Annotated in this window: 23 protein-coding genes; 18 read left to right on the top strand and 5 right to left on the bottom strand. The window is 61.7% G+C overall.

Features of this window, described 5'->3' with window-relative positions; genetic code table 11:
* Positions 1 to 150 precede the first annotated feature (150 nt).
* The 4 genes from HXO69_RS05815 to HXO69_RS05800 all read left to right on the top strand — a co-directional run bounded on the left by HXO69_RS05815 (position 151) and on the right by HXO69_RS05800 (position 5,935).
* Positions 151 to 969 (top strand): MurR/RpiR family transcriptional regulator, encoded by an 819-nt coding sequence (locus HXO69_RS05815; RefSeq protein ID WP_005505083.1) that lies wholly within the window; start codon positions 151 to 153, stop codon positions 967 to 969.
* A gap of 87 nt (positions 970 to 1,056) precedes the next feature.
* Positions 1,057 to 1,515 carry a cell shape determination protein CcmA gene (locus HXO69_RS05810; RefSeq protein WP_070642894.1) on the top strand — a complete coding sequence of 153 codons (459 nt, stop codon included), beginning with the start codon at positions 1,057 to 1,059 and terminating at the stop codon, positions 1,513 to 1,515.
* Positions 1,516 to 1,638: 123 nt separating this feature from the next.
* On the top strand, positions 1,639 to 5,640 hold the full coding sequence (locus HXO69_RS05805; RefSeq protein WP_296545854.1) for a DEAD/DEAH box helicase: 4,002 nt from the start codon (positions 1,639 to 1,641) through the stop codon (positions 5,638 to 5,640).
* Positions 5,633 to 5,935: a hypothetical protein gene (locus HXO69_RS05800; protein WP_296545852.1), complete on the top strand. Its 303-nt coding sequence runs from the start codon at positions 5,633 to 5,635 to the stop codon at positions 5,933 to 5,935. Before HXO69_RS05805 ends, HXO69_RS05800 begins: the two co-directional genes overlap by 8 nt.
* 91 nt (positions 5,936 to 6,026) lie before the next feature.
* On the opposite strand, the gene HXO69_RS05795 is transcribed toward HXO69_RS05800, so the two are convergent.
* Both HXO69_RS05795 and HXO69_RS05790 read right to left on the bottom strand, forming a co-directional pair.
* Entirely contained in the window at positions 6,027 to 6,212 is a 186-nt protein-coding gene (locus HXO69_RS05795; protein WP_005508445.1) for an FmdB family zinc ribbon protein, read from the bottom strand.
* A gap of 240 nt (positions 6,213 to 6,452) precedes the next feature.
* Positions 6,453 to 7,112, bottom strand: coding sequence for a 5-formyltetrahydrofolate cyclo-ligase (locus tag HXO69_RS05790; RefSeq protein WP_296545850.1), 660 nt, complete (start codon positions 7,110 to 7,112; stop codon positions 6,453 to 6,455).
* 352 nt (positions 7,113 to 7,464) lie between these two features.
* Between HXO69_RS05790 and galU the strand changes: the two genes are divergently transcribed.
* From galU to HXO69_RS05755, 7 genes are all read left to right on the top strand, one after another.
* On the top strand, positions 7,465 to 8,373 hold the full coding sequence (galU, locus tag HXO69_RS05785) for a UTP--glucose-1-phosphate uridylyltransferase GalU (RefSeq protein WP_070642885.1): 909 nt from the start codon (positions 7,465 to 7,467) through the stop codon (positions 8,371 to 8,373).
* 321 nt (positions 8,374 to 8,694) lie between these two features.
* Positions 8,695 to 10,323 carry a hypothetical protein gene (locus tag HXO69_RS05780; protein ID WP_296545848.1) on the top strand — a complete coding sequence of 543 codons (1,629 nt, stop codon included), beginning with the start codon at positions 8,695 to 8,697 and terminating at the stop codon, positions 10,321 to 10,323.
* A 422-nt stretch (positions 10,324 to 10,745) separates the two neighbouring features.
* Positions 10,746 to 11,246, top strand: coding sequence for a DedA family protein (locus HXO69_RS05775; RefSeq protein WP_049341824.1), 501 nt, complete (start codon positions 10,746 to 10,748; stop codon positions 11,244 to 11,246).
* A 96-nt stretch (positions 11,247 to 11,342) separates the two neighbouring features.
* Positions 11,343 to 12,515, top strand: a complete 1,173-nt coding sequence (locus HXO69_RS05770; protein ID WP_296545845.1) for a LysR substrate-binding domain-containing protein — start codon at positions 11,343 to 11,345, stop codon at positions 12,513 to 12,515.
* Positions 12,516 to 12,553: 38 nt separating this feature from the next.
* Positions 12,554 to 13,051, top strand: a complete 498-nt coding sequence (locus HXO69_RS05765) for an NUDIX domain-containing protein (protein WP_296545844.1) — start codon at positions 12,554 to 12,556, stop codon at positions 13,049 to 13,051.
* Positions 13,051 to 14,241 (top strand): glycine betaine ABC transporter substrate-binding protein, encoded by a 1,191-nt coding sequence (locus HXO69_RS05760; protein WP_296545842.1) that lies wholly within the window; start codon positions 13,051 to 13,053, stop codon positions 14,239 to 14,241. Before HXO69_RS05765 ends, HXO69_RS05760 begins: the two co-directional genes overlap by 1 nt.
* A gap of 6 nt (positions 14,242 to 14,247) precedes the next feature.
* Entirely contained in the window at positions 14,248 to 15,471 is a 1,224-nt protein-coding gene (locus HXO69_RS05755; RefSeq protein ID WP_296545841.1) for a pyridoxal phosphate-dependent aminotransferase, read from the top strand.
* 119 nt (positions 15,472 to 15,590) lie between these two features.
* Here HXO69_RS05755 and HXO69_RS05750 read toward each other — a convergent pair whose 3' ends face one another.
* Positions 15,591 to 15,860 carry an exodeoxyribonuclease VII small subunit gene (locus tag HXO69_RS05750; protein ID WP_070642875.1) on the bottom strand — a complete coding sequence of 90 codons (270 nt, stop codon included), beginning with the start codon at positions 15,858 to 15,860 and terminating at the stop codon, positions 15,591 to 15,593.
* Positions 15,861 to 15,914: 54 nt separating this feature from the next.
* Positions 15,915 to 17,216: an exodeoxyribonuclease VII large subunit gene (gene xseA, locus HXO69_RS05745; protein ID WP_296545839.1), complete on the bottom strand. Its 1,302-nt coding sequence runs from the start codon at positions 17,214 to 17,216 to the stop codon at positions 15,915 to 15,917.
* Between the two features lie 155 nt (positions 17,217 to 17,371).
* Between xseA and HXO69_RS05740 the strand changes: the two genes are divergently transcribed.
* From HXO69_RS05740 to HXO69_RS05715, 6 genes are all read left to right on the top strand, one after another.
* Complete coding sequence (locus tag HXO69_RS05740; protein WP_296545838.1) at positions 17,372 to 18,595, top strand: dehydrogenase; 1,224 nt, start codon at positions 17,372 to 17,374, stop codon at positions 18,593 to 18,595.
* A 27-nt stretch (positions 18,596 to 18,622) separates the two neighbouring features.
* Complete coding sequence (locus HXO69_RS05735) at positions 18,623 to 19,708, top strand: 4-hydroxy-3-methylbut-2-enyl diphosphate reductase (protein ID WP_049349333.1); 1,086 nt, start codon at positions 18,623 to 18,625, stop codon at positions 19,706 to 19,708.
* 554 nt (positions 19,709 to 20,262) lie between these two features.
* Positions 20,263 to 21,216: an ABC transporter ATP-binding protein gene (locus tag HXO69_RS05730; protein WP_296545837.1), complete on the top strand. Its 954-nt coding sequence runs from the start codon at positions 20,263 to 20,265 to the stop codon at positions 21,214 to 21,216.
* A gap of 53 nt (positions 21,217 to 21,269) precedes the next feature.
* Positions 21,270 to 22,028, top strand: a complete 759-nt coding sequence (locus HXO69_RS05725) for an ABC transporter permease (protein WP_296545836.1) — start codon at positions 21,270 to 21,272, stop codon at positions 22,026 to 22,028.
* Positions 22,029 to 22,192: 164 nt separating this feature from the next.
* Positions 22,193 to 23,461: a sensor histidine kinase gene (locus tag HXO69_RS05720; RefSeq protein WP_296545835.1), complete on the top strand. Its 1,269-nt coding sequence runs from the start codon at positions 22,193 to 22,195 to the stop codon at positions 23,459 to 23,461.
* Between the two features lie 139 nt (positions 23,462 to 23,600).
* Positions 23,601 to 24,233 (top strand): response regulator, encoded by a 633-nt coding sequence (locus HXO69_RS05715; protein WP_005508461.1) that lies wholly within the window; start codon positions 23,601 to 23,603, stop codon positions 24,231 to 24,233.
* A gap of 130 nt (positions 24,234 to 24,363) precedes the next feature.
* Here the strand turns inward: HXO69_RS05715 and HXO69_RS05710 are convergent, their stop codons facing one another.
* A complete protein-coding gene (locus HXO69_RS05710) occupies positions 24,364 to 25,149 on the bottom strand; it encodes a trypsin-like serine protease (protein WP_296545834.1) in 786 nt (261 codons plus the stop codon).
* A 375-nt stretch (positions 25,150 to 25,524) separates the two neighbouring features.
* Between HXO69_RS05710 and HXO69_RS05705 the strand changes: the two genes are divergently transcribed.
* Positions 25,525 to 25,792 (top strand): GTPase (locus HXO69_RS05705; protein ID WP_296545832.1); only part of this gene is annotated, 268 nt, incomplete at its 3' end.

Here is a 25,792-nt window from a genome sequence, read left to right as displayed (position 1 = left end):
GGCGAAGCTGTACCCGGGCGCGTGCCTGGACTCAAACCTGTACGATGCACCCACCCAAAGTGAGATACGACCACCCTCGCCCACCCTGGCCGATGACCCTAGAGCGTGTACTATTTATATATTGCTCACCATCGGATTCAGGAGCTTTGAGTGGATTTACAAGACGTAGTGAATGCGAACCAGCACCGGTTCAGTGAAACTGAACGGGAAATTTTGGCATTCATGCTAGAAAACGAAGAGTTCGTTGCAGAGTCAACGATCAACTCTCTGGCACATAAAACGTATACTTCGACCAGCTCAATTATCCGCCTGACGAAGAAGCTGAACTTCTCCGGATTTGCTGAGTTGAAGTACTTCATTAAGTCCTCTCTGAACCGCAGCGAACCTTTCAACCCGCGGTTCATTGAGAGTGGCCGCGAAGATATTCAGCGCACCTACGACTACCTCGAGCACATGGAGCTGAGCGGACTGCTCAAGCGCATCCATGAGGCTCGCACCGTGTACTGCTTTGGCACCGGCTACGCCCAGCGCAACGCCGTGCAGGAATTTACCAAGTCCATGCAGGTTTGCGGTAAGTTCTGCCAGGTCATCCCGGCACGTAATGAGTTCGAAAGCGCCATGAACAATATGACCCAGGACGACGTGGTCATCATTGTGTCCTTCTCCGGTCAGACCGAGAACATGCGCGAACACATTAAGATGCTGGCGCTGCGCCGCATCCCCATGATTGCGGTGACCGCCATTGGTGTGAACTACATGTCCTCGCACGCCGAGTACTCCCTGCACTACCAGACGACCCCCACCCAGATCAGCACCCAGCGCAAGCCCTACTACTCCTTTGTGGCGCTGTCGGTGCTGCTGGACTACATCGTGCGCCGCTACATTGAACACGTTGAGAATGAGCGCCGCGAATCCCTGCAGGACCAGGTGGACGACGCCCTCAACGCTGGGGACGAAACCGACGCCTGACAAGGCATTACTGTGCCCACCTGCTCCTTCACTCACTCCTCCTGAATCCGACCGAATCCGCCTGAGACCATCTGAAAGAGACACCCTGTGACCGCAATTTTCGCGCTCATCGAAAACACCGAGAAGATGCGTAAGTACCTGTTCTGGTACCTCATGATTATCCCCGCGCTGTTGCTGCTGTGGATTGCCCTGGGCGCAGCGAACTCCCAGATGGATTTCCAAGCCGCCCTGAAAATTCCCTTCTTCACCGTGGCATTCCTGAACGCCTGCCTCAGCCTGCTGCTGGGCGGCACCCTCAAGTTCGCGGGTGCAGAGAACGAACGCACCGAACGAGCCTACGCCCTGTACTTGACCATTCTGCTGGTCATCATCGGTAACCTGCCTGGCGCAATCCTGAGCTTCTTCCTCTTCCGCTCCCTGCGCTTCGGCAACCTGGAAGGCGAGCTGGCGCCCAAGTACCGTTGGGCGCTTCTGCCTGCCCTAGTCTTCTACGTACTGGTGACCGTAGTGCTGCTCGTCGCCAACATCGCAATGTGGTCGAAGTAAGCACCCGGCGTATTAAGCACACAGGAGCATTGAGCACGCAGGCGCGCGCTGACACCCGCCCCGCTTGAAGCACAGCATGAGGCACACCGGGCAGAGGACCCCGGAAGAACCACCATCTTCGGTGTGTACGCGCAAACGTACACCGCACTGACCCACAAGGACACTCACGACGTGAACCAGATTCCCGAGCCTACCGACTCGCAACACGCACCCGGTACCCCGGCTGATACTGTTCAGCCCGCCGCAGCCGCCGCGACCTCAGCAGAGGAAACCCACGAAGTAGCCGACGAAATCAACATCGCCGAGCTGCCCGCACACCTGAACCCCGCCCACGAGGACTTTGACCCCTCGGCGGGGCTTGAGCGCTGGGCGGAACAGATGGACGTCTACACCGGTCCCGACGCGATGCTCGACTTCAACCAGGTCGACTACGTGCACATCGACCTGTCCGAGGCGAACCCCTCCGGTCTGGCACAGCTGCTCGCCGGACGTAAGACCCGCCTCTCCACGATTCTGCGCGACAAGTCGCAGCTGGAGGCGGGCATGCGCTCCGCACGCACCCTGCGCACCAAGATTTACGAACTCGCCACCGACCATGGCCTGGACTCCGGCTACTTCGTGGCGGGTACCGCCTCCTGGCTATCGCACGACACCCGCGACGCCGCCGCCGCCTACGAGAAGCGCTTCATCGCGCCAATCCTCATGGCGCCGCTGAGCATCACCCCGCACCCGAAGGACGACGACTTCGAGCTGCGCCTCGCCGGTTCCGCGCGCCTGAACCCGGCGATGGTCCGCCAGATCAAGCAGGAGTACGGCATCGACCTGGGCACCATGGACGTGGCGCAGCTGGCGAACTCCATGTCCCGTCTGGACCCCGAGCCGGTTATTGAGCGTATGCGCGCCTCCGCCGGTCGTATTCCGGGCATGACCATCGAGTCGAAGTACTTCATCTCCACCTTCGCTGACCTGAAGGAAAGCCTGGGCGAGCTGCCGCACACCGCCATCACCCCGCTGGTTCGTGATCTGGCGGCGTTGAAGGTGCCCGGCGTGAAGCCGCGTGAGCTCAACGCACACAATCTGCAGCAGCCCCTGGACCAGCGCGACCCGGCAGAGGAAATGCTCCTGCTGGACGCTGACGCGAACGCCCAGGAGATTATCGACACCGCGGTGAGCGGTTTCTCCTTCACGATCACCGCGGCACCCGGCACCGAGCCGCTGCGCACCGCCGTGAACATTGCTTCCGCCCTGATGGGGCGCGGTAAGTCCGTGCTTGTCGTGGGCGAGAAGCGCTCCACCCTTGCCGAATTCTCTGCGCTACTCAAGCGCACCGGCATCGAGAGCCTGCGCTACGACCTGCTTGCCGAGCACGATTCTGAGGCTCAGCGCGCCGAATTCATTCGCGCGATTGTGCGCAACGAGAGCGCCGAAGAGCCGAACTCTGAGGACCTGAACGAAGAGCTCGTCGCGACTCGCGCCGCGCTGCTCGACCATACTCGTGCCCTGCTGAACAAGGACGCGAACTGGCAGATTTCCGTCTACTCGGCGCTACAGCGTCTGGCTGAGCTGACCGCCTCCGAGGACGGCCCGGCAACCCGCGTGCGTTTTGACCGCCCCATGCTCGACTCGCTCATGGAGCGTGAGCAGGTGCGTGCTGAGCTGGTGCGCCTGGGCGAGATTGACGGTTTTGCGTCGGCCTCGCGTACCTCCCCGTGGTACCGTGCCCGCCTGGTCAATGACGAGGAAGCCGCCGAGGCGTACGCCCTGGTCATTACCCTCAAGTCCTCCCTGCTGAACCTGCGTGAAGCGATGAACCAGACCAGCGCCATGCTGGGCCTGCGCCGCGGCCGCACCATCTCTGAGTGGGAGTCGCAGCTGGCGATTCTGATGCGCATCCGCGAGACGCTCAAGCGTTTCCGTGCGGACGTGTATGACCGCCCGGTGACCGACCTGATCGCTGCGACCGCTTCGGGCGCGTGGCGCCGTGAGAACGGCATCGAGATGAGCAGTATGCAGCGTTCCCGCCTGCGCCGCGCGGCTAAGGAGTACATCCTGCCCGGCGTGAATATCGGTGACCTGCACGAGCAGCTGAAGATTGTTCAGGCTGAGCGTGCCGAGTGGATTCGCCACATTGAGGCGCCCCGCACCCCGCAGATTCCGGAGAACCTGGATCAGCTGGCTGCCGCCCTGAACTCCCTGGTGTCTGAGCTGGCAGGTCTGGGCATTGTCCTGGCGGACACCATTGAGGGTACCGACTTTGTGCGCACCGACCTGGACGCACTGGACGCCCGCCTGGACGCCCTCATGGCGGACCGCGTGTTGCTCATGACCCTGCCGGAGCGTGACGCTCTGACCCAAAAGCTGCGTGAGCGCGGCCTGTCGGAGTTGCTTGATGACCTGTATGCGCGTCAGGTTCCGACCGAGGTTGTTTCCGCTGAGCTGGAGCTTGCCTGGTGGCAGTCTGCCCTGGAGTTCTTGCTGCAGCATCACGAGGGTAAGCTGCTGGACGGCGACCGTCTGCGCGATACGGAGTCCCGTTTCCGTCGCGCCGACTACGCCCACATGACCAGCGCCCCGGCGCGTCTGCTGGCGAAGGTCGCGCGCGTGTGGACCGAGCGTATTGAATCCGAGCACGACCAGGCGGCGTACCTGAAGAGCCAGCTGCGCGGCTACGAGTTCGTGCTCGAGGAGCTGCTGACTCACGCCCCGGTCATGGCGCGTACCCTGCTGCCGCTGTGGACCGCGAGCCCCTTCGCCCTGGCGCGTAAGGTTCCCGCATCTATGCGTTTTGACACGGTGCTGTTGCTGGATTCTGAGTCGACCCCGCTGGCGGCGAACCTGCCGGCGATTACTCGCGCCGACCAGGTGATTGCGCTGGGCGACCCGCATTCTGGTTACCCCTCGCCGTTCATCGTGTCTGCGCCGACTTTTGGTGCACCCGAGCCGACCGACGAGCAGCTGGACAGCACCTTCGACGTGCTCGCTACCGTACTGCCCAACCGCACCCTGGCGATGCTTCACCGCAGCATGGACCCGGTGATTCTGGACTACCTGAACCGTGAGTTCTACGGTTCGCAGCTGCATGCGGCTCCGGTGAGCCGCGCCTCCGCTCAGCCTGCCGGTTCTCTGACCGTTGAGTACATTGATACTCGCGGTAAGGTCAGCGATAACGCGAACCTGGATTCGCCCGGTGTTGAGGTGGAGCGCGTCACGAACCTGGTGCTCGAGCACGCGTACCGCACCCCGGACCGTTCGCTGGCGGTTGTGACGGCTAGCCCGAAGCACGCTCAGCGTGTGGCTGAGTCGGTGCGTCATGCCTTGAGCCTGTACCCGCAGCTGGCGCCGTTCTTTGCCGCCGGTGAGGAGTCGTTCCGTGTGGTCGACCTGACCCGCGCTGAGAGCCTTGAACGCGATACCGTGATTTTCTCTCTGGGTGTGGGCCGTGCCCGACTGGGTCAGGCGTCGTATGATTTGGGTCAGCTGTCTGCCGAGCACGGCCGTCAGGGCTTTGTGGTGGCGTTGACTCGTGCCCGCCGTGCCCTGCGCATCGTCTCGTGCATTGACCCGTCGGAGCTGGACCCGCAGAAGCTGCATCACGGCGCGGTGGACTTCTACCACCTGCTGCGTGAGCATGCGGAACGCCAGGCGCGCGAAGAGGCGGAGGCAAAGGCACAGCGCGTGCCGGAGACCCTGCCGCGTAACGCGTTCTTGGCTGCCGATGATGCGGACACCCCGGATCTGGGCGACTGGCTGCTGAACGATTTGGTGGTGCGCCTGCAGGCTCGCGGTGTGCGTGTGACCCGCGGTGAGGGCGATATCGCTCTGATTGCGCACGCCCCGGAGAAGCTGGCAGCTGAGCCGGTTCCCGCGCTGGGTGTGGCTCCCGTGGTCTCGTCGAACCCGAGCGTTCCGGCGGCTATGCCGCTGGTGGCGTGCTCCGATGGCGAGCCGAACTATGCGCGTGCTTCGGTGCGTGAGCGTACCCGCCTGGTGCCGGAGCGTTTGAGCCGCACGGGCTGGAACTACATCACCCTGGGCACCCTGGAGGTGTTCGCTGATCCGGATGCTGTGGTGGCGCGCGTGCTGCACTACCTGGACATGGATGAGGGCGCTGAGGTTCGTGGCTAGTTATTCGTCAACGCCGAAGCCTCGCCGTGGGCACCGCCGTGTGAGCGGCGGCGGCTCGGTGAGCGGGGCTGAACCTCTGCTGGTGGGTGTGACACCGCCGCCGGTTGTGGCTTCGGGTACCTCGTCTGCCGCGGGTGCTTCCGCGAAGAAAACCGGTGCTCAGCAACAGAACTCCCAGAAGGCTGGTACCAAGAAGGCGACGGCTTCTGCGCAGCCGCTAACCCCGGAGGAGCGTGAGCGTCTGGAATGGATGCGTCAGCAACGTCCTCCGCATTGGGGTAACAATATCGTGTAGCGTCTTCCCGAAGGGAGCGCTTCTTAAAACGCCGAGGGGCGGGGCAACCTGTGTTGCCCCGCCCCTCGTTTTGGCTGGTGTGGAACCCCGTTTAGGAGTTGCCCTTGTCGGTGCTGTAGAAGCCGGAACCCTTGAAGGTCACGCCGACGGTGTTGTAGCGCTTGCGCAGGGTTTCTTCGCCGCACTGCGGGCAGATGCGCAGTGCATCGTCGCTAAAGGACTGGCGCTGTTCAAAGACGTGGTTGCAATTCTTGCACTGGTAAACGTAGACCGGCATTTTGTCCTTCTGTATCCGTTTTCGCTGGGATGGTTTATTAACGTGGTTTGAGTGTACCGCTTTTGAAAGGTTGGGAGCTATTTGCGTTTTCTTCTCAAAAAGCTATTTTTGGTTTCTTTTTGCCTTTTTCCTGAGTGATTTTGTGGGTGTGTCCCGCGTATCTTTGTGCTTTTGCATAAAGATTCGGGGTGTCAATCAGGAGTGAAGCGGGCACGGGAGAATCGGGTACTTTTAGACCTGCTAACGGGTGCGGTAGATACCCTGCTCGGTGAGGAGTACCGGCAGAATAGCGTCCCACTGGTCGTAGGGGATTACTTCGTAAATTTCGTCGGCAAAGACCACGCCGATGCTCTGCTCCTCCAGCTGCTGGTCGCTGAGCAGGGGAATAATGCGGTCGTAGTAGCCGCCTCCCTGACCGAGGCGGTGCCCGCCGGCATCAAAGGCGAGTGCGGGGATGAGGCGCAGGTCGGCATCAACGAAGGCGCGTTCGTCCTGTTCTTCACCTTCGGGTTCGGGGATGCCCATGGGGCTGAGCGGATGCTCGACCGCGGGGTCCCAGTGCACCCAGGCGAGTTTGCGACCGGGGCGTACGACGGGCACGAGGATGCGGTGTCCGTCCTTGTGCAGGCGGGTTAGTGCTTCGATGATGGGCGGCTCGGACTTGGTGGGCAGGTACGCTGCGATGGTTCCGGGGGAGTGGACCCGCAGTGCGACCGCCTCGAGGATGTGGGTGGTGAAGAGTTCCTGCATGTGCTGCTGGCCGTGTTCGCCGCGGTGGCTGCGGGCGGTGAGGCGTCGCGGGCGAATTTGGGAGCGGAGAATGTCTTTATCCAGGGAGATGTCGTCTGCGCTGGCACCGGCATCGGAGTTGCTGGTGGCGGCTGCGGTATTGAGAGGCATGGTGTGTCCCATCGTCTTTGTGGGTGAGGTCTTATATGGGGGGTGGGGCAGAGTGGCTCTATGGGCTAGGTTGGTTGGTTTGAGTCGTGGTGCCTCTGTGTTGAGGGGTATTTGAGGTGGAGTGAAAACATCCTTGTGGGCGACAAAAAGCAACCTGCTCTGCCGAGCTGTAGATTCTACTTTTTAGTATAGGGATTGCAGAAAATAGCATTGGGTTCTGATGAACATATTTTCTCAACACCCCGAAGAATGTACCTTCACTGATATGTAGTTAGTCACGTTGAAGATTTTTTCATGTCATAGTCGCGATAAATCGCCTTAAGTACTTTACAACTTAGGGTATTCTTGTGCCATGGCTACTGAAATTAAGTCTGTTACTAAGGCAGTTATTCCTGCTGCTGGTCTGGGCACCCGATTCCTGCCCGCAACGAAGGCAACCCCCAAGGAAATGCTCCCCGTCGTTGATCGCCCCGCGATTCAGTACGTGGTGGAGGAAGCAATCCGTGCCGGTCTGAACGACGTTCTGATGATTACCGGCCGTAACAAGCGTGCTCTCGAGGATCACTTCGACCGCGTTCCCGTTCTGGAGCAGCAGCTCGCTGAGCAGGGTAAGGACGCCCTGCTAGCATCTGTTGTTGAGACCAATGAGCTCGGTGGCGACCTGCACTACGTGCGTCAGGGTGACCCCAAGGGCCTGGGGCACGCTGTTCTGCGCGCAAAGCGCCACGTTGGTGACGAGGCATTCGCTGTTCTGCTCGGCGATGACCTGATTGACGAGAAGGAAGACCTGCTCTCCCGCATGGTGGAGGTTCAGGAGCGCACCGGCGGCTCCGTCGTTGCCCTGATGGAGGTTCCTCGCGAGGCTATTTCCGCTTACGGCGCAGCTGCTATTGAGGCTGTTGAGGGCGAAGACGGTTTCGTGAAGATCACCGGCCTGGTTGAGAAGCCTGCTGCTGATGAGGCTCCCTCGAACTACGCTGTGATTGGCCGTTACGTTCTGAGCTCGAAGGTCTTCGAGGTTCTGGAGAACACCGCTCCGGGCCGCGGCGGCGAGATTCAGCTGACCGACGCTCTGCAGACCCTGGCTCAGGGCGAGGGTGAAGGCGAAGGCGTCTACGGTGTGGTCTTCTCCGGCCGCCGTTTCGACACCGGTGACAAGCTGTCTTACCTGAAGGCAAACGTTATTCTTGCTGCTGAGCGTCCCGAGTTCGGTGACGACCTGCGCGCATGGCTGAAGGACTTTGTTGCAGAGAACTGCTAATTACTCTGCATCCGCTCTCTGATGAGGGCAACCGATAAATACCAACCACGCTGAGGAAGGCGTTCTTTCCGGTGGGGCGTTTTAGCCCCCATGGGAGGGCGCCTTCCTTTGCGTCGTTCGTGTCCGTTATGCGTGTGGCGTGCTGCTGGGTGAGGGTCCAGAGTGTGTCTTGTGCAGGGACGCGACGACGTCGTAGTGCGCATATTCCTTCTGGGGTATATGCGCATATCCAGCCCGATTCTTGCCGCTTATGGAAAGCATCGGGAATATAAGGGTATGATTAAAGTCTAGGGATAAAGGGACGATAGAGGGCGACCTGATATGACGCTGTTGAACACCTCGGGTGTGTTGGTAATTCTGACCGTGATTTTGCTGCTGTGGTTTGTGCCCAGGAGCCTGCGTCGCGCGCCCGCTGGTCCTTCCGTGGAGCCCGAGCGTCCCTTGATTAGTGCCGAGCGTACTGCGGAGGATATTCTCGCCTCCGCTGGCGTGCTGTTGAATGAGTCGGAGGCGTACCAGTCTTCCGATCACGCGGTGGCGCCGGGTACTTCTCTGCCTTCTTCTGCTCTTCCGCAGGCTTCTTCCCGTTCCTCCCACGCTGTAGAGGATGCCGTTCAGCCTGCCCCGGATACGGCTTCTATTTCGCAGATTCGCGATTCTTCCCCGACTGCTCCCTACACCGATGAAATTCCGGTGGTGGAGGAGCCGAAGCCCTCGCCGCTGTCCTACTTTGATACCTCGAGCCCGAGCGGTATCGCCCTGCTGGTTGCAGCTGGTCTGGGCGTGCTTGCCCTGGTGACCGGTCTTCTGGCGCTCTTTGGCGTTCTGGCGTGGGGTTGGGCTGTTCTCTTCCTGATTCTTGCTGGCGGCGCATGGGCTGTGAGTCGTTTTGGTCTGCTGGAGTCTGTCTCTAACCAGGTCAAGGCGAGCCGCGATGAGCGCCGCGCCAAGGCAGAAGCAGAAGATGCCGAGGGTACTGACGCTGAGGCGTACGAAGAGTCCGACGGCGAAGAAGCTTACGATGACGCTTCCGAGTCGGTAGAGGACTCGGCTGCCGAGGGCTCAGATTCTGAAGCTACTGAAGAGCCTGAGGCTCGCCCCGCAACCCGTGAGGCAGCTGCCTGTAAGCCGGTGCGCGGTGTGAACCGCGAGGCGGCACGCCCGAGCCGCGCGCACATTGCGGTGGACTCCTCTGAAGAGGCACACCAGGCAGAAGCAGCTCAGGCAGAAGCGCCTGCAACATCTGAGTCTTCTCACGCTGCCCGTCCCGTACCTGCCCGTTCTGCCCGCGCGGCGGAGGCGCCCGTCGCACACCGTCAGGAGCGTCGCCAGCAGCGTCCGAGTCGATTCCAACCGATTCGCCGCGGTAGCGTGCTCTTTGATCAGGAGAGCGGTTCCGCTACTTCCTCCGGTGCACCGCGTACTGCGGCACAGCCTCAGCGGGTAGAGCAGGCTCCGGTTGATCCGAGCCAGCCTGTCCAGCCTCAGCCTGCACAGCCCGCTCAGGCACCCGTACAGGCTCCCGCCAAGCCGGTAGCAGCTCAGCCTGCACCAGCCACCCAGGCACCTGCACAGCCGGTAGCAGCTCCTGCTCAGCAGCCAGCTATTCAGTCGGATCAGCCGGTGGCTCGCCAGGCTCTGCGCGACGGCTCGCCCGTCCGTCAGGCACCTGCGGCACCTGCTACTCAGGCTCCCGCTCAGCCGATTCCCGAAGAGATTCCTCTGCCGGATGTCCTGGACGATTCCGAGTTCGATGCGCTGGATATCGCCTCGCTGAACGATTCGGTTCTTTCGACCGGTGCTACTGCGACCGGCGGTGTTCGTTCGACGAACCGTCACCCCGGTGCCGGCTCCTCCTTTGAGGCGGTTAGCAACACCTGGAACCCGGTTCAGCTGCCTAAGCCGCTGAGTGCACTGCACCGCCAGGACAAGAACCAGGGTAAGAAGTAGACTTTGCTCCAGACACGCATAAAACCCCGACAGTTCACACTGTCGGGGTTTTTGTATGCCTGGGGATGATTGGGAAGAAGTTAAAAAGAAAAGGAACCCCGTCCATGGGGTTCCTTTTCTAGCATCACACACAGGAAGAAAGTCTTCTAGACCGATTAGGAAGGCCTTCCCACAAGGCCTGCCCTATTCGGTAATAAAAATATATCCTAATTCCCGTGCGGGTGACAAGCTGAAAATAGCGACACCCTGTCAATAAACTAAGGTTGCCCTAAGTAAAATCCGCGCCATTGCAGGCGACAAGGGGCAATAACCCCCGGCTGAAAAAATTTAAAAAAATTTTCTGACCCCTCCAAAAGTCGAATAAGAAGCCTCAAAGAACCTTCAATCAGGTTAATATCGCCCACTCATGAGAGAATAGCCGGGTGAAAGATTGGTTTGACGCACTCCCGATTGAGGTTGCCCTAGCTTTCATGTGGGTGGTCGGAATCGTCCGCACCAGCATCGTGTACGCTCTTGGCGCGCTTGCTGCTGAAGGCGGTGCCCGCCTCGACCGCATCCGCAAAGCCATGGACAGCCCGCTCTACCGTAAAGCGCGCCGCTTGATTAATCGGTGGGGCGTTATTGCTGTGCCCCTCTGCTTTCTCACCGTGGGTCTGCAAACCGCGGTCATCATCACGACCGGCTTCACGAAAATGCCTCTGCGTCGCTGGGTTCCCGCGATGCTGGTTGGAACCTTCATGTGGGCGTGTATTTACACCACCATCGGCTTCGCAATTCTTGCGGCCCTCGGCCTGGAGCCGTGGATGTTCCCGCTCGCCCTTGCCATTGTTATCACGGTGCTGGTCATTGTGACTCAGCTGCGCGAACGCCGCATTAACCGCGAAACCGTTGAGAACACTGCGGATAACATCGCCGAGAACTAGTCCTACCTTCAGCGGGGGATAGGTGCACTATCTCGCCGGGTTGAGGCCACTCACCTGACCTCAATGCCCCCGCCCAAGATGTGCTAGCGTGGAGGGATGAGTTCATCCGCATCCTCCACCGCAGGCACCCCCGAAGAGCAGCCCGTCAACGACTCTGCCCTCACCGCAATCGACCCCGAGCAGAGTGCGCCTGAAAACGCTACCGACCAGGTAGAAAGCGAAGCTCCCACCCGCGTGTACCTGCATCCCGAGCAGCTGGCGATGATCCAGACCCCGGATGCTCTGCCCATCCCCGTGCTGCAGCGCTCTGTGCTGCGCATTAGCTACGTGCCCGCGATTATGCCCGGCAAGTGGTTCAACCGCTGGCACGAGCGTTTCGGCGACCGTGTGCAGCTGGCGGAGGTACCCGTGCGTGAGGCGCGCGGCCTGGACTCCCTGCATCAGGACCTGTGCCTGATTGACCCTGCCCTCAACTCTGCGGAAGAAACTGCCTCCGAGGCGCCCGTCGAGGTTAGCGCTGAGGCTACCGAGCACGCCCCCATTGAGCGTAAGGACGTACCCGAGAACCCCTTCGCACACATGAGCATTGTGCGCCCCGACCGCGAACCGGCAAGCGCCGACGGCGAAAAGTACCACAGCATCCGCCTTTACGAGGAGCTGCCCGTGGTCATTCTGCCGGTGGACCATGTGCTCACCGTGCTTGATGAGGTGCCCGTGGAGGAGCTTGCCGAAGAGTTCCTGCTGCAGCCCGCCTCCGATATTCCCGCCTATGAGGAAGTCTCCCGCGCATGGCGTGAGAGTGCCGGTCGCATCGTGCCCGAGGGCCTGACCGATAAGGAAACCATCGAGCTGGTTGCCGCCGGTGTGGGCCTGTACATTGTGCCCATGTCCATTGCGCGTTTCTACCACCGCAAGGACCTTACCTACCGCCCCGTTGCGGGTATGGACACCTACCCGGTGCACCTGGTCTGGCCGCGTGCCCCCAAGGGCGAGCCGCGCAGCGAAGAGCTCGAGGCGCTCCTGCAGGACTTCATCGGTATTGTGCGTGGCCGCACCGCAACCAGTGAGCGTGGTAGCGAAACCCGGCAGGCACGCGCCGAACGCATCGCCGCTGAAAAGGCAAAGGAAAAAGCGAAGGCACGAGCCGCCAACGCCCGCCGCGAAGCACGCGATAAAAAGCGCGCCAACGCCAAGAAAAACGGTAACGCACGCCAGCACGCTCGACAGTCCGCCAAAGCCGCCAGCGCACGCCGCGGCAAGAAACGCTAACGAACGATAGACGGTAAAATCAAACCATGGCATTAGCAATGGAAACCCGACCCGCAGCCTACGCAGTGATCATTGAGCAGGGCAAGCTGCTCATGACCCGCTGGGTGCCCGAAGACCGCGCGCTCAGCCCCCTCTGGTCCCTGCCTGGCGGCGGCATGGAACCCGGCGAACAGGCCGACGAAACCGCGCTACGAGAGACCCTCGAAGAGACCGGTTACAGCGTCGCCATTGAAGACATTCTGGGCGTGCACGCCGGACACTTCCCCGTGCGCTCCACCCAGAAAGACCCGCAAGCACTACCCTTCTGCGCCCTGCGGGTGGTTTTCCGTGCCCACATTGTCACCGGCGAACTGCGCCACGAAATCAACGGATCCTCCGACACGGCACGCTGGGTACCCATCGCTGAGCTAGACACCATCCGCTACGGCACCCTCATCGACGAGGTAGCCTCCATGATGGGCTACTCCAACGCCGCTAGCTGGGCACGCGAATACCGCGAATTTCTTGCCGATGAAAACGCACGGAAGCTCTCCTAATGAACCGACTGACCATCACCCGTCGTGCGGCGCTCACCTCCCTGGCGCTCATGCCGATTCTTGCCGCCTGCGGTAGCAACGACACGACCCCGCACGTGGACCCCTCGGCGTCCAGCTACGGCACCCTGCGTATCGGTTACGGTGCCCTGCGTGAGATGCGCGCCGTAGCGCACGTGTACGCGCGCGCCCTGCGCCAGGTCGGCTACACCGTTGAACTGGTTGACACCGACAACAGCCGTGCGACCGCCCTGCGCGGGCTCATGGTGCCTTCGGCTAACTCAGCCACCCCCACCGCAACCCTGCCCGACGACGAGGAAACCGGCAGCACCACTGCCGCCGCCCTTGAATCGTTGGACCTGGTCATCGACTACAGTGGCGACCTGCTGCTCTACCTGACCGACGACGGTAAAATCAGCCCCGCCGCCGCGCAGAACGAGCGTATCGCCGCCTCCGTGAGTGCCTCCGCGGCAGCCGCCGGCGTGACCCTGCCGCCCGCGCCCACCGTCACCCCCACCGCCTCGGAGAGCGCCGCCTCCGCACAGGCAGAAGACGGCACCGCAAGCCCCTCGGCAAGCTCCACCCGCTCCGCAGACCCCATCAACCTGCGCGCCATGAGCACCACCGACATGACCAATGCCATCTCGCGCATCCTGCCCGAAGAGCTCATGCTCCTCAACGGCGCTAACGCCACCAACAAGGATGTACTGGTCACCACCCGCGCCGTGAGCGCCCGCCACAAGCTCAACTCCCTCGCAAACCTGCGCGATGTGCAGTCTTCTTTGGCGTTCTCCATTCCGACCGGGTACTCCAGCGGCACCTACGGCGTGGATTCCCTGCGTAGCCTCTACCACTACCGCGTGCACGACCCGAAGATTCAGGACGACCCCGCCGAGCGCGTCAACGCCCTCACCGCAGACACCGTGCAGGTGACCCTGCTGCACAGCTGCGACTCGGCAATTGACGATAACCGCCTGGTCACCCTGGAAGACCCCTCGACGGCACTTTTGCAGCAGCAGCTGGTGCCCATTATCCGTCGTACCCTGCCAGATAGCGCCCGTACGGCGATTAACCGCGTATCATCTACATTAGACACGGGTAACCTCTCGTTCCTGTTGCGTCTGACTAGCGGTTCCAACCCCATCGCAGATGATGACGCAGCACAATTCATTTTGGATCACCCTAGAAAGTAAATCATCATGACGAAGTACCGTCAGTCCTCAAAGTTGAGCAACGTCCTGTACGACATCCGCGGCCCCATTCTGGACGAGGCCAATCGCATGGAGGCGATGGGTCACCGCATCCTCAAACTGAACATTGGTAACCCCGCACCCTTCGGCTTTGAGGCGCCGGATGCCATCATGATGGATATCATTCGTCACCTGCCTGAAACCCAGGGCTACTCTGACTCCCGCGGCCTCTACTCGGCACGTACCGCCATTGTGCAGCACTACCAGAACCGCGGCATCATGAACCTCGACACCGACTCCATCTACCTGGGTAACGGTGTGTCTGAGCTGATCCCGATGACCCTGCAGGCACTCTGCGAGACCGGCGACGAAATCCTGGTCCCCATGCCCGACTACCCGCTGTGGACCGCATCCACCGCGCTGGTGGGCGGCAAGCCCGTGCACTACCTCTGCGACGAGGAAAACAACTGGTACCCGGACATCGAAGACATCAAGTCGAAGATTACCGAGCGCACCAAGGGCATCGTGGTTATTAACCCGAACAACCCCACCGGTGCCGTCTACCCGCGTTCCGTGCTTAAGCAGATTGTGGATGTGGCACGCGAACACGGTCTGGTCGTGTTCTCTGATGAGATTTACGAAAAGATTACCTACGATGGCGCAGAGGCCATCAACATGGCAACCCTCACCGGCGACGACGTGCTCTGCCTGACCTTCTCCGGCCTGTCCAAGGCGTACCGCGTCTGTGGTTACCGTGCAGGCTGGGTCGCAATCACCGGCCCGAAGAAGGACGCCGCAAGCTACCTTGAGGGTATTCACCTGCTCGCCTCCATGCGCCTGTGCTCCAACGTCCCGGCACAGCACGCAATCCAGACCGCGCTCGGCGGCTACCAGTCCATTAATGAGCTAATCGTTCCCGGCGGCCGCCTGTACGAGCAGCGCACCCTGGCGCACAAGATGCTCAACGAGATTGACGGCATCAGCTGCACCAGCGCGGACGGCGCGCTCTACCTGTTCCCGAAGATTGATATTGAGCGCTTCGACATCACCGATGACGAGCAGTTCGCCCTGGATCTGCTCAAGAGCCAGAAGATTCTCTTCAGCCACGGCCGCGCGTTCAACTGGAAGGACCCGGACCACTTCCGTCTGGTGTTCCTGCCCGATACGCAGACCCTCACCAGTGCCCTGGAGCGCCTGGGTAACTTCATGGCTGACTACAAGCAGAAGCACTAGCCCTGCTGTCTCTGCCTTGTGACAGATAGAAATAGCCTGCCCCGCAGTTCTGATGAGTTGCGGGGCAGGCTATTTTTAGCGGCTTCGCGGATGCGCCAGAGCGGGTGCTGGAAACGGCTTTAGTTCGCCGCAGGCTCCTGACCGCTCTGTGCACCTGCCTGTGCGCCGCGTGCCGCGTTCAGGCGCTCCTGCGCGCCCTGCAGCCACGCCTCGCAGCGGGCGGCAAGCGCCTCGCCACGCTCCCACAGGGCGATAGAGGTCTCCAGGTCACTGGCGCCGGACTCCAGCTGGCGCACGACCTGCTCCAGCTCGGCGCGCGCCTGCTCGTAGCCGAGGGTTTCGACGGGGGCGCCCAGCTCGGCGCTGTTGAAGCTAATGTTCTCGCTCATTGAGGAACCTTTCAGAGGTAAAAACTTGGGGTAAAACTTTAGGGGTATTGAGGTTTAGGAGATGTTCGAGGGATCCGTGGAGGTCACGGTCGCCTGCGCCGAACCGGTCGCCGCGCGCACCGTAATCTGCTCGCTCTCGCTCAGCGCCGAAGCGTCACGCACAATAGCGCCCGCGGCATCCTGAACGATGGAGTAGCCGCGGTTCAGCGTCTGCGCAGGAGAGAGCGAACGCACCCGCGCCAACGTGTGCGACAGGGTCGCCGACTCACGCTCCAGGCGGTGCTGCACCGAACGGTGGGCGCGCTCGCGCAGCTGGCTCAGCTCCTCCACACGCATGAGCAGGGAGGACTCCGGGTGGGTGAGCACCGGGCGGCTGCGTAGCTGGGCAATGTAGTTCATCTGCATGCCCACGTAGCCGAGCACCGCACGGTCCAGGCGGGCGCGCGCCTCGGTGATGCGGGCAGTCTCCTCCGAAATATCGGGCACAATGCGCTTACCCGCATCGGTTGGGGTGGAGGCGCGCAGGTCAGCGACCGCGTCGAGGATGGGGGAGTCCGCCTCGTGGCCAATTGCCGAGACCACCGGGGTGGTGGCTGCCGCGACGGCGCGGATGAGCGACTCCTCGGAGAAGGGGAGCAGATCCTCGAAGGAGCCGCCGCCTCGGGCGATGACGATGACGTCCACCTCCGGGTGGGCATCCAGCTCAGCGAGGGCGGCGATGACCTCCTGAGCCGCGCCCTCACCCTGCACGCGGGTGTTGCGCACCTCGAAGGTCACGCCGGGCCAGCGCAGGGAGGCGTTACGGATAACGTCCTTCTCCGCGTCAGAATCGCGACCGGTAATCAGACCCACACGGTTGGGCAGCATGGGTAGCGGCTTCTTCCGCGCGTCAGAGAACAGCCCCTCGGCGGCGAGAGCCTCACGCAGACGCTGCAGCTGCTCGTGCAGGTTACCGGTACCGACCGCATACACTTCCTTGCCGATGAGGGAGAGCTTGCCGTTCTTCCACAGGCTCGGCTTGGCGCGGGTGACGATGCGAGCGCCTACGGTCACATCAGCCGCCAGGCCGCTACCGGCACGCCCAAAGAGCGCGAGAGTGAAGGAGAAATCTTCATTGAGGTCCTTGAGCTCCATGAAGACGTTGCCGCCGCGGCCGTTGAGGGAGGCGACCTGCGCCTCCACCCACAGCTCGGGAACCTTGTCTACGTAGTTTTTGAGGTTCTGCGCGAGCAGGGCGAGGGGCCAGGGGTTGGTGGCGGTGGTCTCCTGCGACTTTGCGGGGAGTTGCCGCTCGTGCACGGGCGGCACCACCAGTGCGGGTGTCGGCTGCGCTGCGGAGGGGTTGTAGAAGTTCATACCCTCTATTGTCCCTGATTGGGTGGTTATACGCCCGCTCACAGGTCAGCCGGGCGAATCGGTGAGCTTGCACGGAGTGCAGACGGAACTTAGCTACTGGCGCATTCGGCGGGTCTGAATCGGCTTTGAACAGTGTGAGCGGGTACCCTAGGCTCATGCGCTCACCCGATCAGTCAGCACATCAGAACAATGCCCCCAATACCGCCGCGGCTTCGTCTGCGGCGGGTATTGGCGCTCAGAACTACCCGGCGGATGCGACCCGCGTGATGAACACCCGGATCACCCGCACGGACGGCTACCACAAGGGTAGTTACTACACAGCGGATGAAGACACCACCCTGCTACAGCCCACGCGCACGCTCGGCCACGGGACAGCTCCCACTAAAGCCGAATTGCAAGCTGCCCCGGAGCCTCCCTTCGCGGCAGGTTTGCGCAGGTTCCTGACCGTTGTGCTGTGCGCCCTGGCCCTGGTGACCGGCCTGGGCGCAACCACGGGTGCCTGGGTGAACTCAAAGCTCATGTCAGAGCGTGGTTTCTCGCAGATTTCCTCCAACCTGGCGGAGGACTCGCAGCTCGCCTCGCGCATCGCGGACGGCGCAGTCGAAGACCTCATGAACTCCGAAGCTATGACAACCTTCCTCGACGGCACCAAACAAAGCGGCTTATACTCCATTCTTGTAAAGCCGACACAAGACGGCATACGTTCCCTGCTCAACCGTTCCGCGGCTGAGCTGTCAAAAACTGAAGAATATCGAAGCCTCTGGAAGGAAATAGCCGAGGAAACTCGCCGCTACAACCTCGAACACCAGGACGGTCCCGCCGTCATTGTGCTCACCCCCTTCTACCGTGCGCTGGATGCGAAGGTCGGCTCTATCGGCTCCTTCGACCCGGACCTGACGAAGCTCGGCCCTGAAACCCTCAACATTGACCGGTTGAAGGACGGCAACAACCAGCAGGAGCAACAGGAATGGTACCTGCACGCCGGCATTAACCGTGCCGCCGCGCTGGGCAAATCCACCGTGCCGCTGACCATCATCTCGGTGCTGAGCCTGCTGCTGGCTACGTTGCTGGCACCCAGGCACCGCATCCTGGTACCGGTGGTCACGGCTCTGCTCTACGCCCTGCTGGGCTGGGGCGCCGCAGCCTGGTTTGGCGGCCAGAGCCCTGAATCCCTGGGAATTACCAGCCACAGCACCGCCGGAACGGCGCTGATTACCGGGGCATGGAACCAGCTTGCACCGTCACTGACCGGGCACTTGCAGGCGGCGGCAAGCTACGGGCTGGTCATGGCAATCCTCGCCCTACTGCTCGGTATTCTGATTCGCCTCATCGCCCTGGGACGTAGCCCTGCGAGCGGTGCCACAGTCATCACACACTAAAAGTCCGAACAACGTAGGATAGTAACCATGTCCACTGAAACTATTGCCCTGGGCCTGCCGCCCGTACCCCGCGAGCGCCGCAGCCGCGCCGACGTTGAAGCCGCCGCACCCGTCACCGGTGAGAAGAAAGTCCTGCTCGCCACCCCGCGCGGTTACTGCGCAGGCGTTGACCGTGCCGTGATTGCTGTTGAGAAGGCGCTGGAGCACTACGGCGCGCCCGTCTACGTGCGCAAGCAGATTGTTCACAACCGCCACGTGGTGGAGACCCTGGAGAAGCAGGGCGCTATCTTCGTTGATGAAGTGGACGAAGTCCCCGAAGGTTCCGTGACCGTGTTCTCGGCGCACGGCGTGTCCCCGGCGGTGGTTTCCGCAGCTGGCGACCGCTCCCTGAACACCATTGACGCGACCTGCCCGCTGGTGAACAAGGTGCACCGCGAGGCTGTGCGCTTCGCCAAGCAGGACTACGACATCCTGCTCATCGGCCACACCGGCCACGAAGAGGTCGAGGGTACCGCCGGTGAGGCGCCCGAGCACATCCAGATCGTGAACTCGCCCGAGGAAGTGGATCAGGTAACGGTCCGCGACCCCGAGAAGGTTGTGTGGATTTCTCAGACCACCCTGTCCGTGGATGAGACCCTGGAAACCGTGGCGCGTCTGCGTGAGCGTTTCCCGTCCCTGCAGGATCCGCCCTCGGACGACATCTGCTACGCAACCTCCAACCGCCAGGGCGCTATCAAGGAGATCGCTCCGCGTGCAGACCTGGTGATTGTGGTGGGTTCGGCGAACTCCTCGAACTCCGTGCGCCTGAAGGAAGTAGCACTCGAATACGGCGCTAAGCGTGCCGAGCGCGTGGACTTCGCACACCAGGTGGACGAGTCCTGGTTCGAGGGTGTGGCAACCGTGGGCCTGACCTCCGGCGCGTCTGTGCCCGAGGTTCTGGTTCAGGAGGTGCTGGCTCTGCTCGCCGAGTACGGCTACAGCACCATCGAAGAGGTCGAGACCGCGAAGGAAGATATTCTCTTCTCCCTGCCGAAGGAACTGCGTTCCGCCCTGAAGAATGACGAGAACGTGGGCCGCCAGCTCGGTGGCCGCGGCGCTAAGCCCACTCGTTAAAGGCTTGCTCAAGAGCTTATAGATCCCCGTATCTTCTCCCGTTTGGGATTGGATACGGGGATTTTTGTATCTGATGCGCGGGTAGGGGTGCTTGCGCAGCTTCGCGTAACCGGTTGCCTCCGCAGCTTCGCGGTCTCGCTACGCGGGGGAGTGCCCCCTCTGCGGCGCTGGGGCGCCTTGAGGACGGAGCCCCCGCTTCGCGTGACCGCCTCCGCCGCTACGTGGTCTCGCTACGCGGGGTTTTTCGTGCATGAGGATGCATGAATAGAGACGCTTGCGCAGCTTCGCGTTCACGCTACGCGGGGGAGTGCCCCCTCTGCGGCGCTGGGGCGCCTTGAGGACGGAGCCCCCGCTTCACGCGACCGCCTCCGCTGCTGGGGGTGTGCCCTCTCTGCGGCGCCCCAACAACGATTGATACAGGCGCCTTGAGGACGGAGCCCCCGCTTCGCGTAACCGGCCGCGACGCTCGCATATCCTCACTCATGACATTTGTCATGTGCAGGTCATGACACTCTGTACCGCACCGGCGCGAAAACCGGCGGTGTAATAGAAACATGAACACCGCAGCACTTCAGAACAGCAAGAACAACACCGCAGAAACCGTTATTTCTGCCCGCTCCCTCCGCCAGGTTTTCTCCACCCGCGCGGCAGGCACCGTGGTCGCCGTCGACTCGATTGACCTGACCGTCAAGCGCGGCGAAATCATCGCCCTGCTCGGCCCCAACGGCGCAGGTAAGACCACCCTCATCGACATGATTCTTGGCCTGACCCAGCCCAGCGGCGGCGAGTTGAGCGTCTTCGGTCACAACGCCTCCGAGGCGGCACGCGCCGGTCTGCTCGGTGCGGTTCAGCAGACCGGTGGCCTGCTCAAGGATCTGACGATCCGCGCCACGGTCGAGATGATTGCGGCGCTGTACCCCAAGCCCATTGACGTGGATGAGGTACTCGCCGGTGCCGACCTGACCGATATTGCTAAGCGTAAGGTCGGCAAGTGCTCGGGCGGTCAGCAGCAGCGTCTGCGTTACGCCCTGGCGACCATGCACTCGCCGGAACTGCTGATTCTGGACGAGCCGACCGCCGGCATGGACGTGAATGCGCGCCGCACCTTCTGGGAGCGTATGGAAGCCATCGCAGAACGTGGAACGACCATTCTTTTTGCGACGCACTACCTGGAAGAAGCACAGAACTTCGCACAGCGCATCGTGCTCATGGAATCCGGCTCCATCATCGCTGACGGCTCCTCCGACGAGATTCGCGCCCTGACCGGCCACCGCCACCTCAGCTTCCTCGCACCCGCACCCATCACCGACCTGGATGTGCCGGTTGAGGTCACCGAAGAGTCCGGCGGGTACCGCCACCGCATCTCCGTGCTGGAGATTGAGCAGGTACTGCGCACTCTGCTGAACAATTACAGCATCACCGACCTGGAGGTCACCAAGCCCTCCCTGGACGAGTCCTTCACCCTGCTGACTGAGCAGGCCGCCGCCTCCAAGGCATCCGACGCCTAAACATCAGACCATCTAAACGCTACGCCGCCGCTACACACCTCAAGGAAAACATCATGCTCCGCTACGCACTCTACGACATCCGCGCTTCTATCCTCTCGACCGACCGTTTCTTCTTCGGCGTGGCACTGCCCATCGTCTTCTTCCTGCTCTTTGGCGCGATGCAGGACTACTCCTCCCAGCAGATGGGCGACGGCAACGTAGCAGCGTACGTCATGATTGGCATGGCGCTGTACGGTGCCGTGCAGAACACCGTGGCGATTAGCGGCAGCACCGTCACCGAGCTCTCCAGCGGCTGGAACCGCCAGCTGGCGCTGACCCCGCTGACCACCGGCAAGTACCTGGGTGCGAAGGCTCTGACCGCCCTGGTGATTTCTGCGCTGCCGGTGATTGCGGTGAACATTGTGGGCATGTTTACCGGTGTTGAGATTCCTGTGAACCAGCAGCTTGCCGCCGGCGCGCTGACGGTGCTGTGCGGTCTGGTGTTCGCCTTCTACGGCATCATGATGGGCCTGCTGATTCGTAACGAGAACGCCGTGTCCATTGCGAACGGTCTGCTGGTGATTATGAGCTTCTTCGGTACCGTGTTCTCCCCGCTGAGCACCGACCTGCTGAAGTACGCCCGCTTCACCCCGCTGTACGGTGCCGCCGAGATTGCCCGCTACCCCTTCAGTGCAGGTCAGACCATTATTCTGGGTGGTGAGGACTGGTTCGTGACCGAGCCGCTCTGGTACGCAGTGGTGAGCCTGGTTGTGTGGGCGGCTATCTTCCTGGGTGTTTCTGCCCTGCTGATGCGCCGCGCAACCCGCCGCTAAATGCTTCTTCCCGCCGCAGTCTTAAGGGTTCCGTAGTATCAGGGGCTTCCGAGGCTGCGGCGGAAGCCGTACCCGCTCACACTGCATCTACTAACACAGCCCCTACTGACACCGCCGCGCCGGTGGTATCTGCACCCGCGGCACCCGCACGTTAGGCTAGAACCATGACCGAAACCCACACCCACACCCCTTCCTACGAGAACGAACACCCCCACGCAGAGAACGAGGCGGCACCCTCCGCCGCGAAGCGCACCCTGGGCAAGCACCGCTTCCGCTTCCTCCACCGCGAACGCAGCGGCAACGTGAACTGGCTGGCACTGGGCTTTAGCGCCCCGTGGCTGGTGTTTCTGCTCATGCCGCTGGACAGCTTCCTCACCACCCCGGAGCTGGGGCCGGTGCGCTGGGCCGGTGTGGCGCTGGTGGCGCTGTTTGCGGTGGTGAACTGCTCGGCGTACGCGGTGCCGTGGCTGGTGCCGGTCGCCTCCACGGTGCGTCGAAGCGTCATCTGGACGATACTGATGGCTCTGCCTGTGGCTGGCCTGACGGCGCTGCGGCTGGAATCGGCGTATACGGTGTTCTTGTCGTTCAGCATGTACTTTGTGGCGTTCTGGATTTTTGGCACAATCGCCCCGTACCGCCTGCGCTTCGGTGTGGCAGCGACGATTGCCCTGGTCTGCTGGCTAATCTTTATGGCGGGCAGCGGTTTTGACGTCACCGCGCGCGGCGGTATCGCCCTCTTTATCGGTGCGCCGATGGTGGGCATGCTGGGCTTCTCCTACCTGATTGAGCTCGGCGAACGTGCGGACGTAGCGCGTGCATCCCTGGCGCTCTCCGAGGAACGTGAAGAGATCGCCCGCGACGTGCACGACGTGCTGGGTCACTCCCTGACCGTCATCACCCTCAAAGCGGAGCTGGCGCAGCGCCTGCTGGAGATTGACCCCGCCCGCGCCGGCGCGGAAATGGAGGCAATCGCGCAGCTGTCCCGCGCATCCCTGGCGGAGGTCCGCTCAACCGTGACGCGCCTGCGTGTGCCCGACTTCTCGGGTGAGATTGAGGGTGCGGGCCGTGCCCTGCAGACCGCCGGTATTCGCGCCGAACTGCCGGAGGCTCAGAACGCGCTCGCAGTGGCTGGCGTGAACGCGAAGCTGTTCTCCTGGGTTCTGCGTGAGGCGGTCACGAACATGGTGCGCCACTCGGGTGCGAACGCGGCGCGGGTGCGTCTGAGCGCAACCGGTCTGGACATCCTCGATAACGGCGTGGGCGTGGGCGATGCCCGCGGTAACGGCCTGACAGGTATGGCTCAGCGTGTGGCGGCGTCCGGCGGTAGCGTGGTGATTGAGGCGGCGCCCGCGCAGTGGCTGGCGGAGAACCCTGGCGGTGGGGTGGGTACGCGCATCCGTGTGAGCATGGACGGCGACACCTCACTGCTGTAAATAGGTTCTGCAGATTGTGGAACTTGTCGCCGCGCTCTGGACGGGGGAGCTACCCGCCCCTGTATGGTGGTGGTAGACAACCTCACGCGGTTGTTCCGCCCGCCGTTATCACCCCGTCTTCGCCCCTTGGGAGGCTCCTATGATTCGTGTTCTGCTCGCTGACGATCAGCAGCTCATCCGTGAGGCTCTTGCCGCTCTGCTGGGTTTGGAGGTTGACCTGCAGATTGTGGGCCAGGTCGGTAGTGGTGATGAGGTGTTGGGCGCTGTTGCCCTGTTGAAGCCGGACGTGGTGCTGTTGGATGTGCAGATGCCCGGTACTTTGCTGGCTGATGGTATTGAGGCGGCTGCGGCGCTGCGTGATGCGGGTGCGGTGAGTGAGTCGGGTGAGCCGGTGCGTACGCTGATTGTGACGACGTTTGGCCGCCCCGGCTATGTGCGCCGCGCCCTGGAGGCTGGTGCGAGCGGTTTCGTGGTGAAGGATACGGGTGCTCGCCAGTTGGCGGAGGCGATTCGTCGTGTGCATGCGGGGTTGCGTGTGGTGGATCCGTCGTTGGCGGCGGATTCTTTGGTGACGGGTGCTTCTCCGTTGACGGAGCGTGAGGCGCAGGTGCTGCGTGAGGCGGCGTCGGGTGGTACGGCTCAGCAGATTGCGTCGGCGTTGTTTTTGTCGGCGGGTACGGTGCGTAATTATTTGTCGGCGGCGATGGCGAAGACGGGTGCGTCGACTCGTCAGGATGCGGTGCGTATCGCCACGGAGAACGGCTGGCTCTAACCCGATTTTCTGGTCTGTTCCAAGATTTTCAGAGAAGCTTTGAAATAAACAAATACTCGTGCACTGCGTAGAGCGCACGAGTATTTTTTGTTTAAATGACCCTCAAAACTGGGGCTTCTAGATACCGTTTTTAGATATTGGCGGTGTTCTGAATCCAAGCCGCTTCTTCGGCGTCAAGGGAAGCGAAATTGAGCTGACCGCTCGCGTTATCGATGGACGAAATAACCCCGGAAAGAACACCGTCGCATACGACTGGTCCGCCAGAATCACCGGAAGACAGAGAACCGTTGAGGCCGCGACCGTGCAGGTTACCCAGAGCGGTGCTGTCAATCGTAGCGCCGTCGGTCTCAGCAGAGGTCATGCGCACCGAGACGGACTTGAGGCGCTCGCCAACCTTGCGGGGCTTCTGGCGTACGGGGGTCTGGTCGCCGTAACCGTAGGCGGTGCAGGTCTTGGTGACGAGCTGCTGGGCGGTGCCCTCGGTACGGATAGGCATTGCGGGAACCTGAGCGGTTTCGAGCTCGGGGGAGTGGATAAGCATCATGTCTACGCGGTAGTCGTCCGGGTATTCTGCGCGGTCGGCGGTGCCTTCTACGCCGTAGGTTCGTGCATCGGCACTGGTCTGTCCGCGTTCGGGGTTGTATGCACCGGTTCGGGGGTCGCCCCAGCCGACGCGGAGGGTTTTGTGGTGCATGTGCAGGCCACAGTGTGCGGCGGTGAGTACCCAACCGTTACCGATGTGGGTACCGGTGCAGATCTTGGTGCCGTCGTGCTCACCCTGGAGCCAGATCTTTACGGTGGCGGGGTTGTCGGCGTTCTTGCCGCGTATGACAGCCTGGGATGCGGGTGCGTTCAGCCCAACGGCTGCGATAGCGAGCGCGCTGGAGGCGGTGAGGAGCTTCTTGAAACTAGTCATTGTTTCTCCATGATGCAAATATCGTGTGATTGATGCCTACTGTTTTCAGTAGGTGTTAAACACTCTACATTGACCTTGAAGTTTTAAGTGAAACTTGAAGGAGTTTCGGGAATCTAATTTTTTAGCGCCCCGTATTTCATGTGGTTCTCCCCAGCTCAATAGCCCATTTCTTGCACCCGGGGCGCCTCCTGCGCGAACACGGTAGAATGGTAGTGTCTATGCCCGCAGGCGCCCCGCACCCGTTTCTTCCCGAGACCGGCGGTGCCGCGCTTGGAAGCGGGCACCATTTTCGCCCTGTGCCCGCCCGCACCCGCCGCATCACGTACGCGGCGCATCCTGAGTGTTCGGCGGGGTACATGATTCGAAGGAAAACTTGTGGCTCTAACTATCGGCATTGTTGGCCTGCCTAACGTGGGCAAGTCCACCCTGTTCAACGCTCTGACCGGCAACACTGTGCTGGCGGCTAACTACCCGTTCGCGACCATTGACCCGAACGTGGGTGTGGTGAACCTGCCGGATGCGCGTCTGAACCGTCTGGCTGAGATTTTTGGTTCGGAGCGTATTCTGCCTGCGACTGTTTCGTTTGTTGATATTGCGGGTATTGTGAAGGGCGCTTCTGAGGGTGAGGGCCTGGGTAACAAGT

The organism is Rothia sp. (in: high G+C Gram-positive bacteria) (genome assembly GCF_015265375.1).
Classification (GTDB): domain Bacteria; phylum Actinomycetota; class Actinomycetes; order Actinomycetales; family Micrococcaceae; genus Rothia.
The sequence above is the reverse complement of the archived record's forward strand: the minus strand, read 5'-3'. Positions and strand labels throughout refer to the sequence as shown.

Excerpts from the sequence above, each read along its gene's own strand:
- HXO69_RS05795 (WP_005508445.1), bottom strand. The coding sequence starts at position 6,212 with ATGCCGGTCTACGTTTACCAGTGCAAGAATTGCAACCACGTCTTTGAA.
- HXO69_RS05790 (WP_296545850.1), bottom strand. The coding sequence starts at position 7,112 with ATGCCTCTCAATACCGCAGCCGCCACCAGCAACTCCGATGCCGGTGCC.
- galU (WP_070642885.1), top strand. The coding sequence starts at position 7,465 with ATGGCTACTGAAATTAAGTCTGTTACTAAGGCAGTTATTCCTGCTGCT.
- HXO69_RS05780 (WP_296545848.1), top strand. The coding sequence starts at position 8,695 with ATGACGCTGTTGAACACCTCGGGTGTGTTGGTAATTCTGACCGTGATT.
- HXO69_RS05770 (WP_296545845.1), top strand. The coding sequence starts at position 11,343 with ATGAGTTCATCCGCATCCTCCACCGCAGGCACCCCCGAAGAGCAGCCC.
- HXO69_RS05765 (WP_296545844.1), top strand. The coding sequence starts at position 12,554 with ATGGAAACCCGACCCGCAGCCTACGCAGTGATCATTGAGCAGGGCAAG.
- HXO69_RS05760 (WP_296545842.1), top strand. The coding sequence starts at position 13,051 with ATGAACCGACTGACCATCACCCGTCGTGCGGCGCTCACCTCCCTGGCG.
- HXO69_RS05755 (WP_296545841.1), top strand. The coding sequence starts at position 14,248 with ATGACGAAGTACCGTCAGTCCTCAAAGTTGAGCAACGTCCTGTACGAC.
- HXO69_RS05750 (WP_070642875.1), bottom strand. The coding sequence starts at position 15,860 with ATGAGCGAGAACATTAGCTTCAACAGCGCCGAGCTGGGCGCCCCCGTC.
- xseA (WP_296545839.1), bottom strand. The coding sequence starts at position 17,216 with ATGAACTTCTACAACCCCTCCGCAGCGCAGCCGACACCCGCACTGGTG.
- HXO69_RS05740 (WP_296545838.1), top strand. The coding sequence starts at position 17,372 with ATGCGCTCACCCGATCAGTCAGCACATCAGAACAATGCCCCCAATACC.
- HXO69_RS05735 (WP_049349333.1), top strand. The coding sequence starts at position 18,623 with ATGTCCACTGAAACTATTGCCCTGGGCCTGCCGCCCGTACCCCGCGAG.
- HXO69_RS05730 (WP_296545837.1), top strand. The coding sequence starts at position 20,263 with ATGAACACCGCAGCACTTCAGAACAGCAAGAACAACACCGCAGAAACC.
- HXO69_RS05725 (WP_296545836.1), top strand. The coding sequence starts at position 21,270 with ATGCTCCGCTACGCACTCTACGACATCCGCGCTTCTATCCTCTCGACC.
- HXO69_RS05720 (WP_296545835.1), top strand. The coding sequence starts at position 22,193 with ATGACCGAAACCCACACCCACACCCCTTCCTACGAGAACGAACACCCC.
- HXO69_RS05715 (WP_005508461.1), top strand. The coding sequence starts at position 23,601 with ATGATTCGTGTTCTGCTCGCTGACGATCAGCAGCTCATCCGTGAGGCT.
- HXO69_RS05710 (WP_296545834.1), bottom strand. The coding sequence starts at position 25,149 with ATGACTAGTTTCAAGAAGCTCCTCACCGCCTCCAGCGCGCTCGCTATC.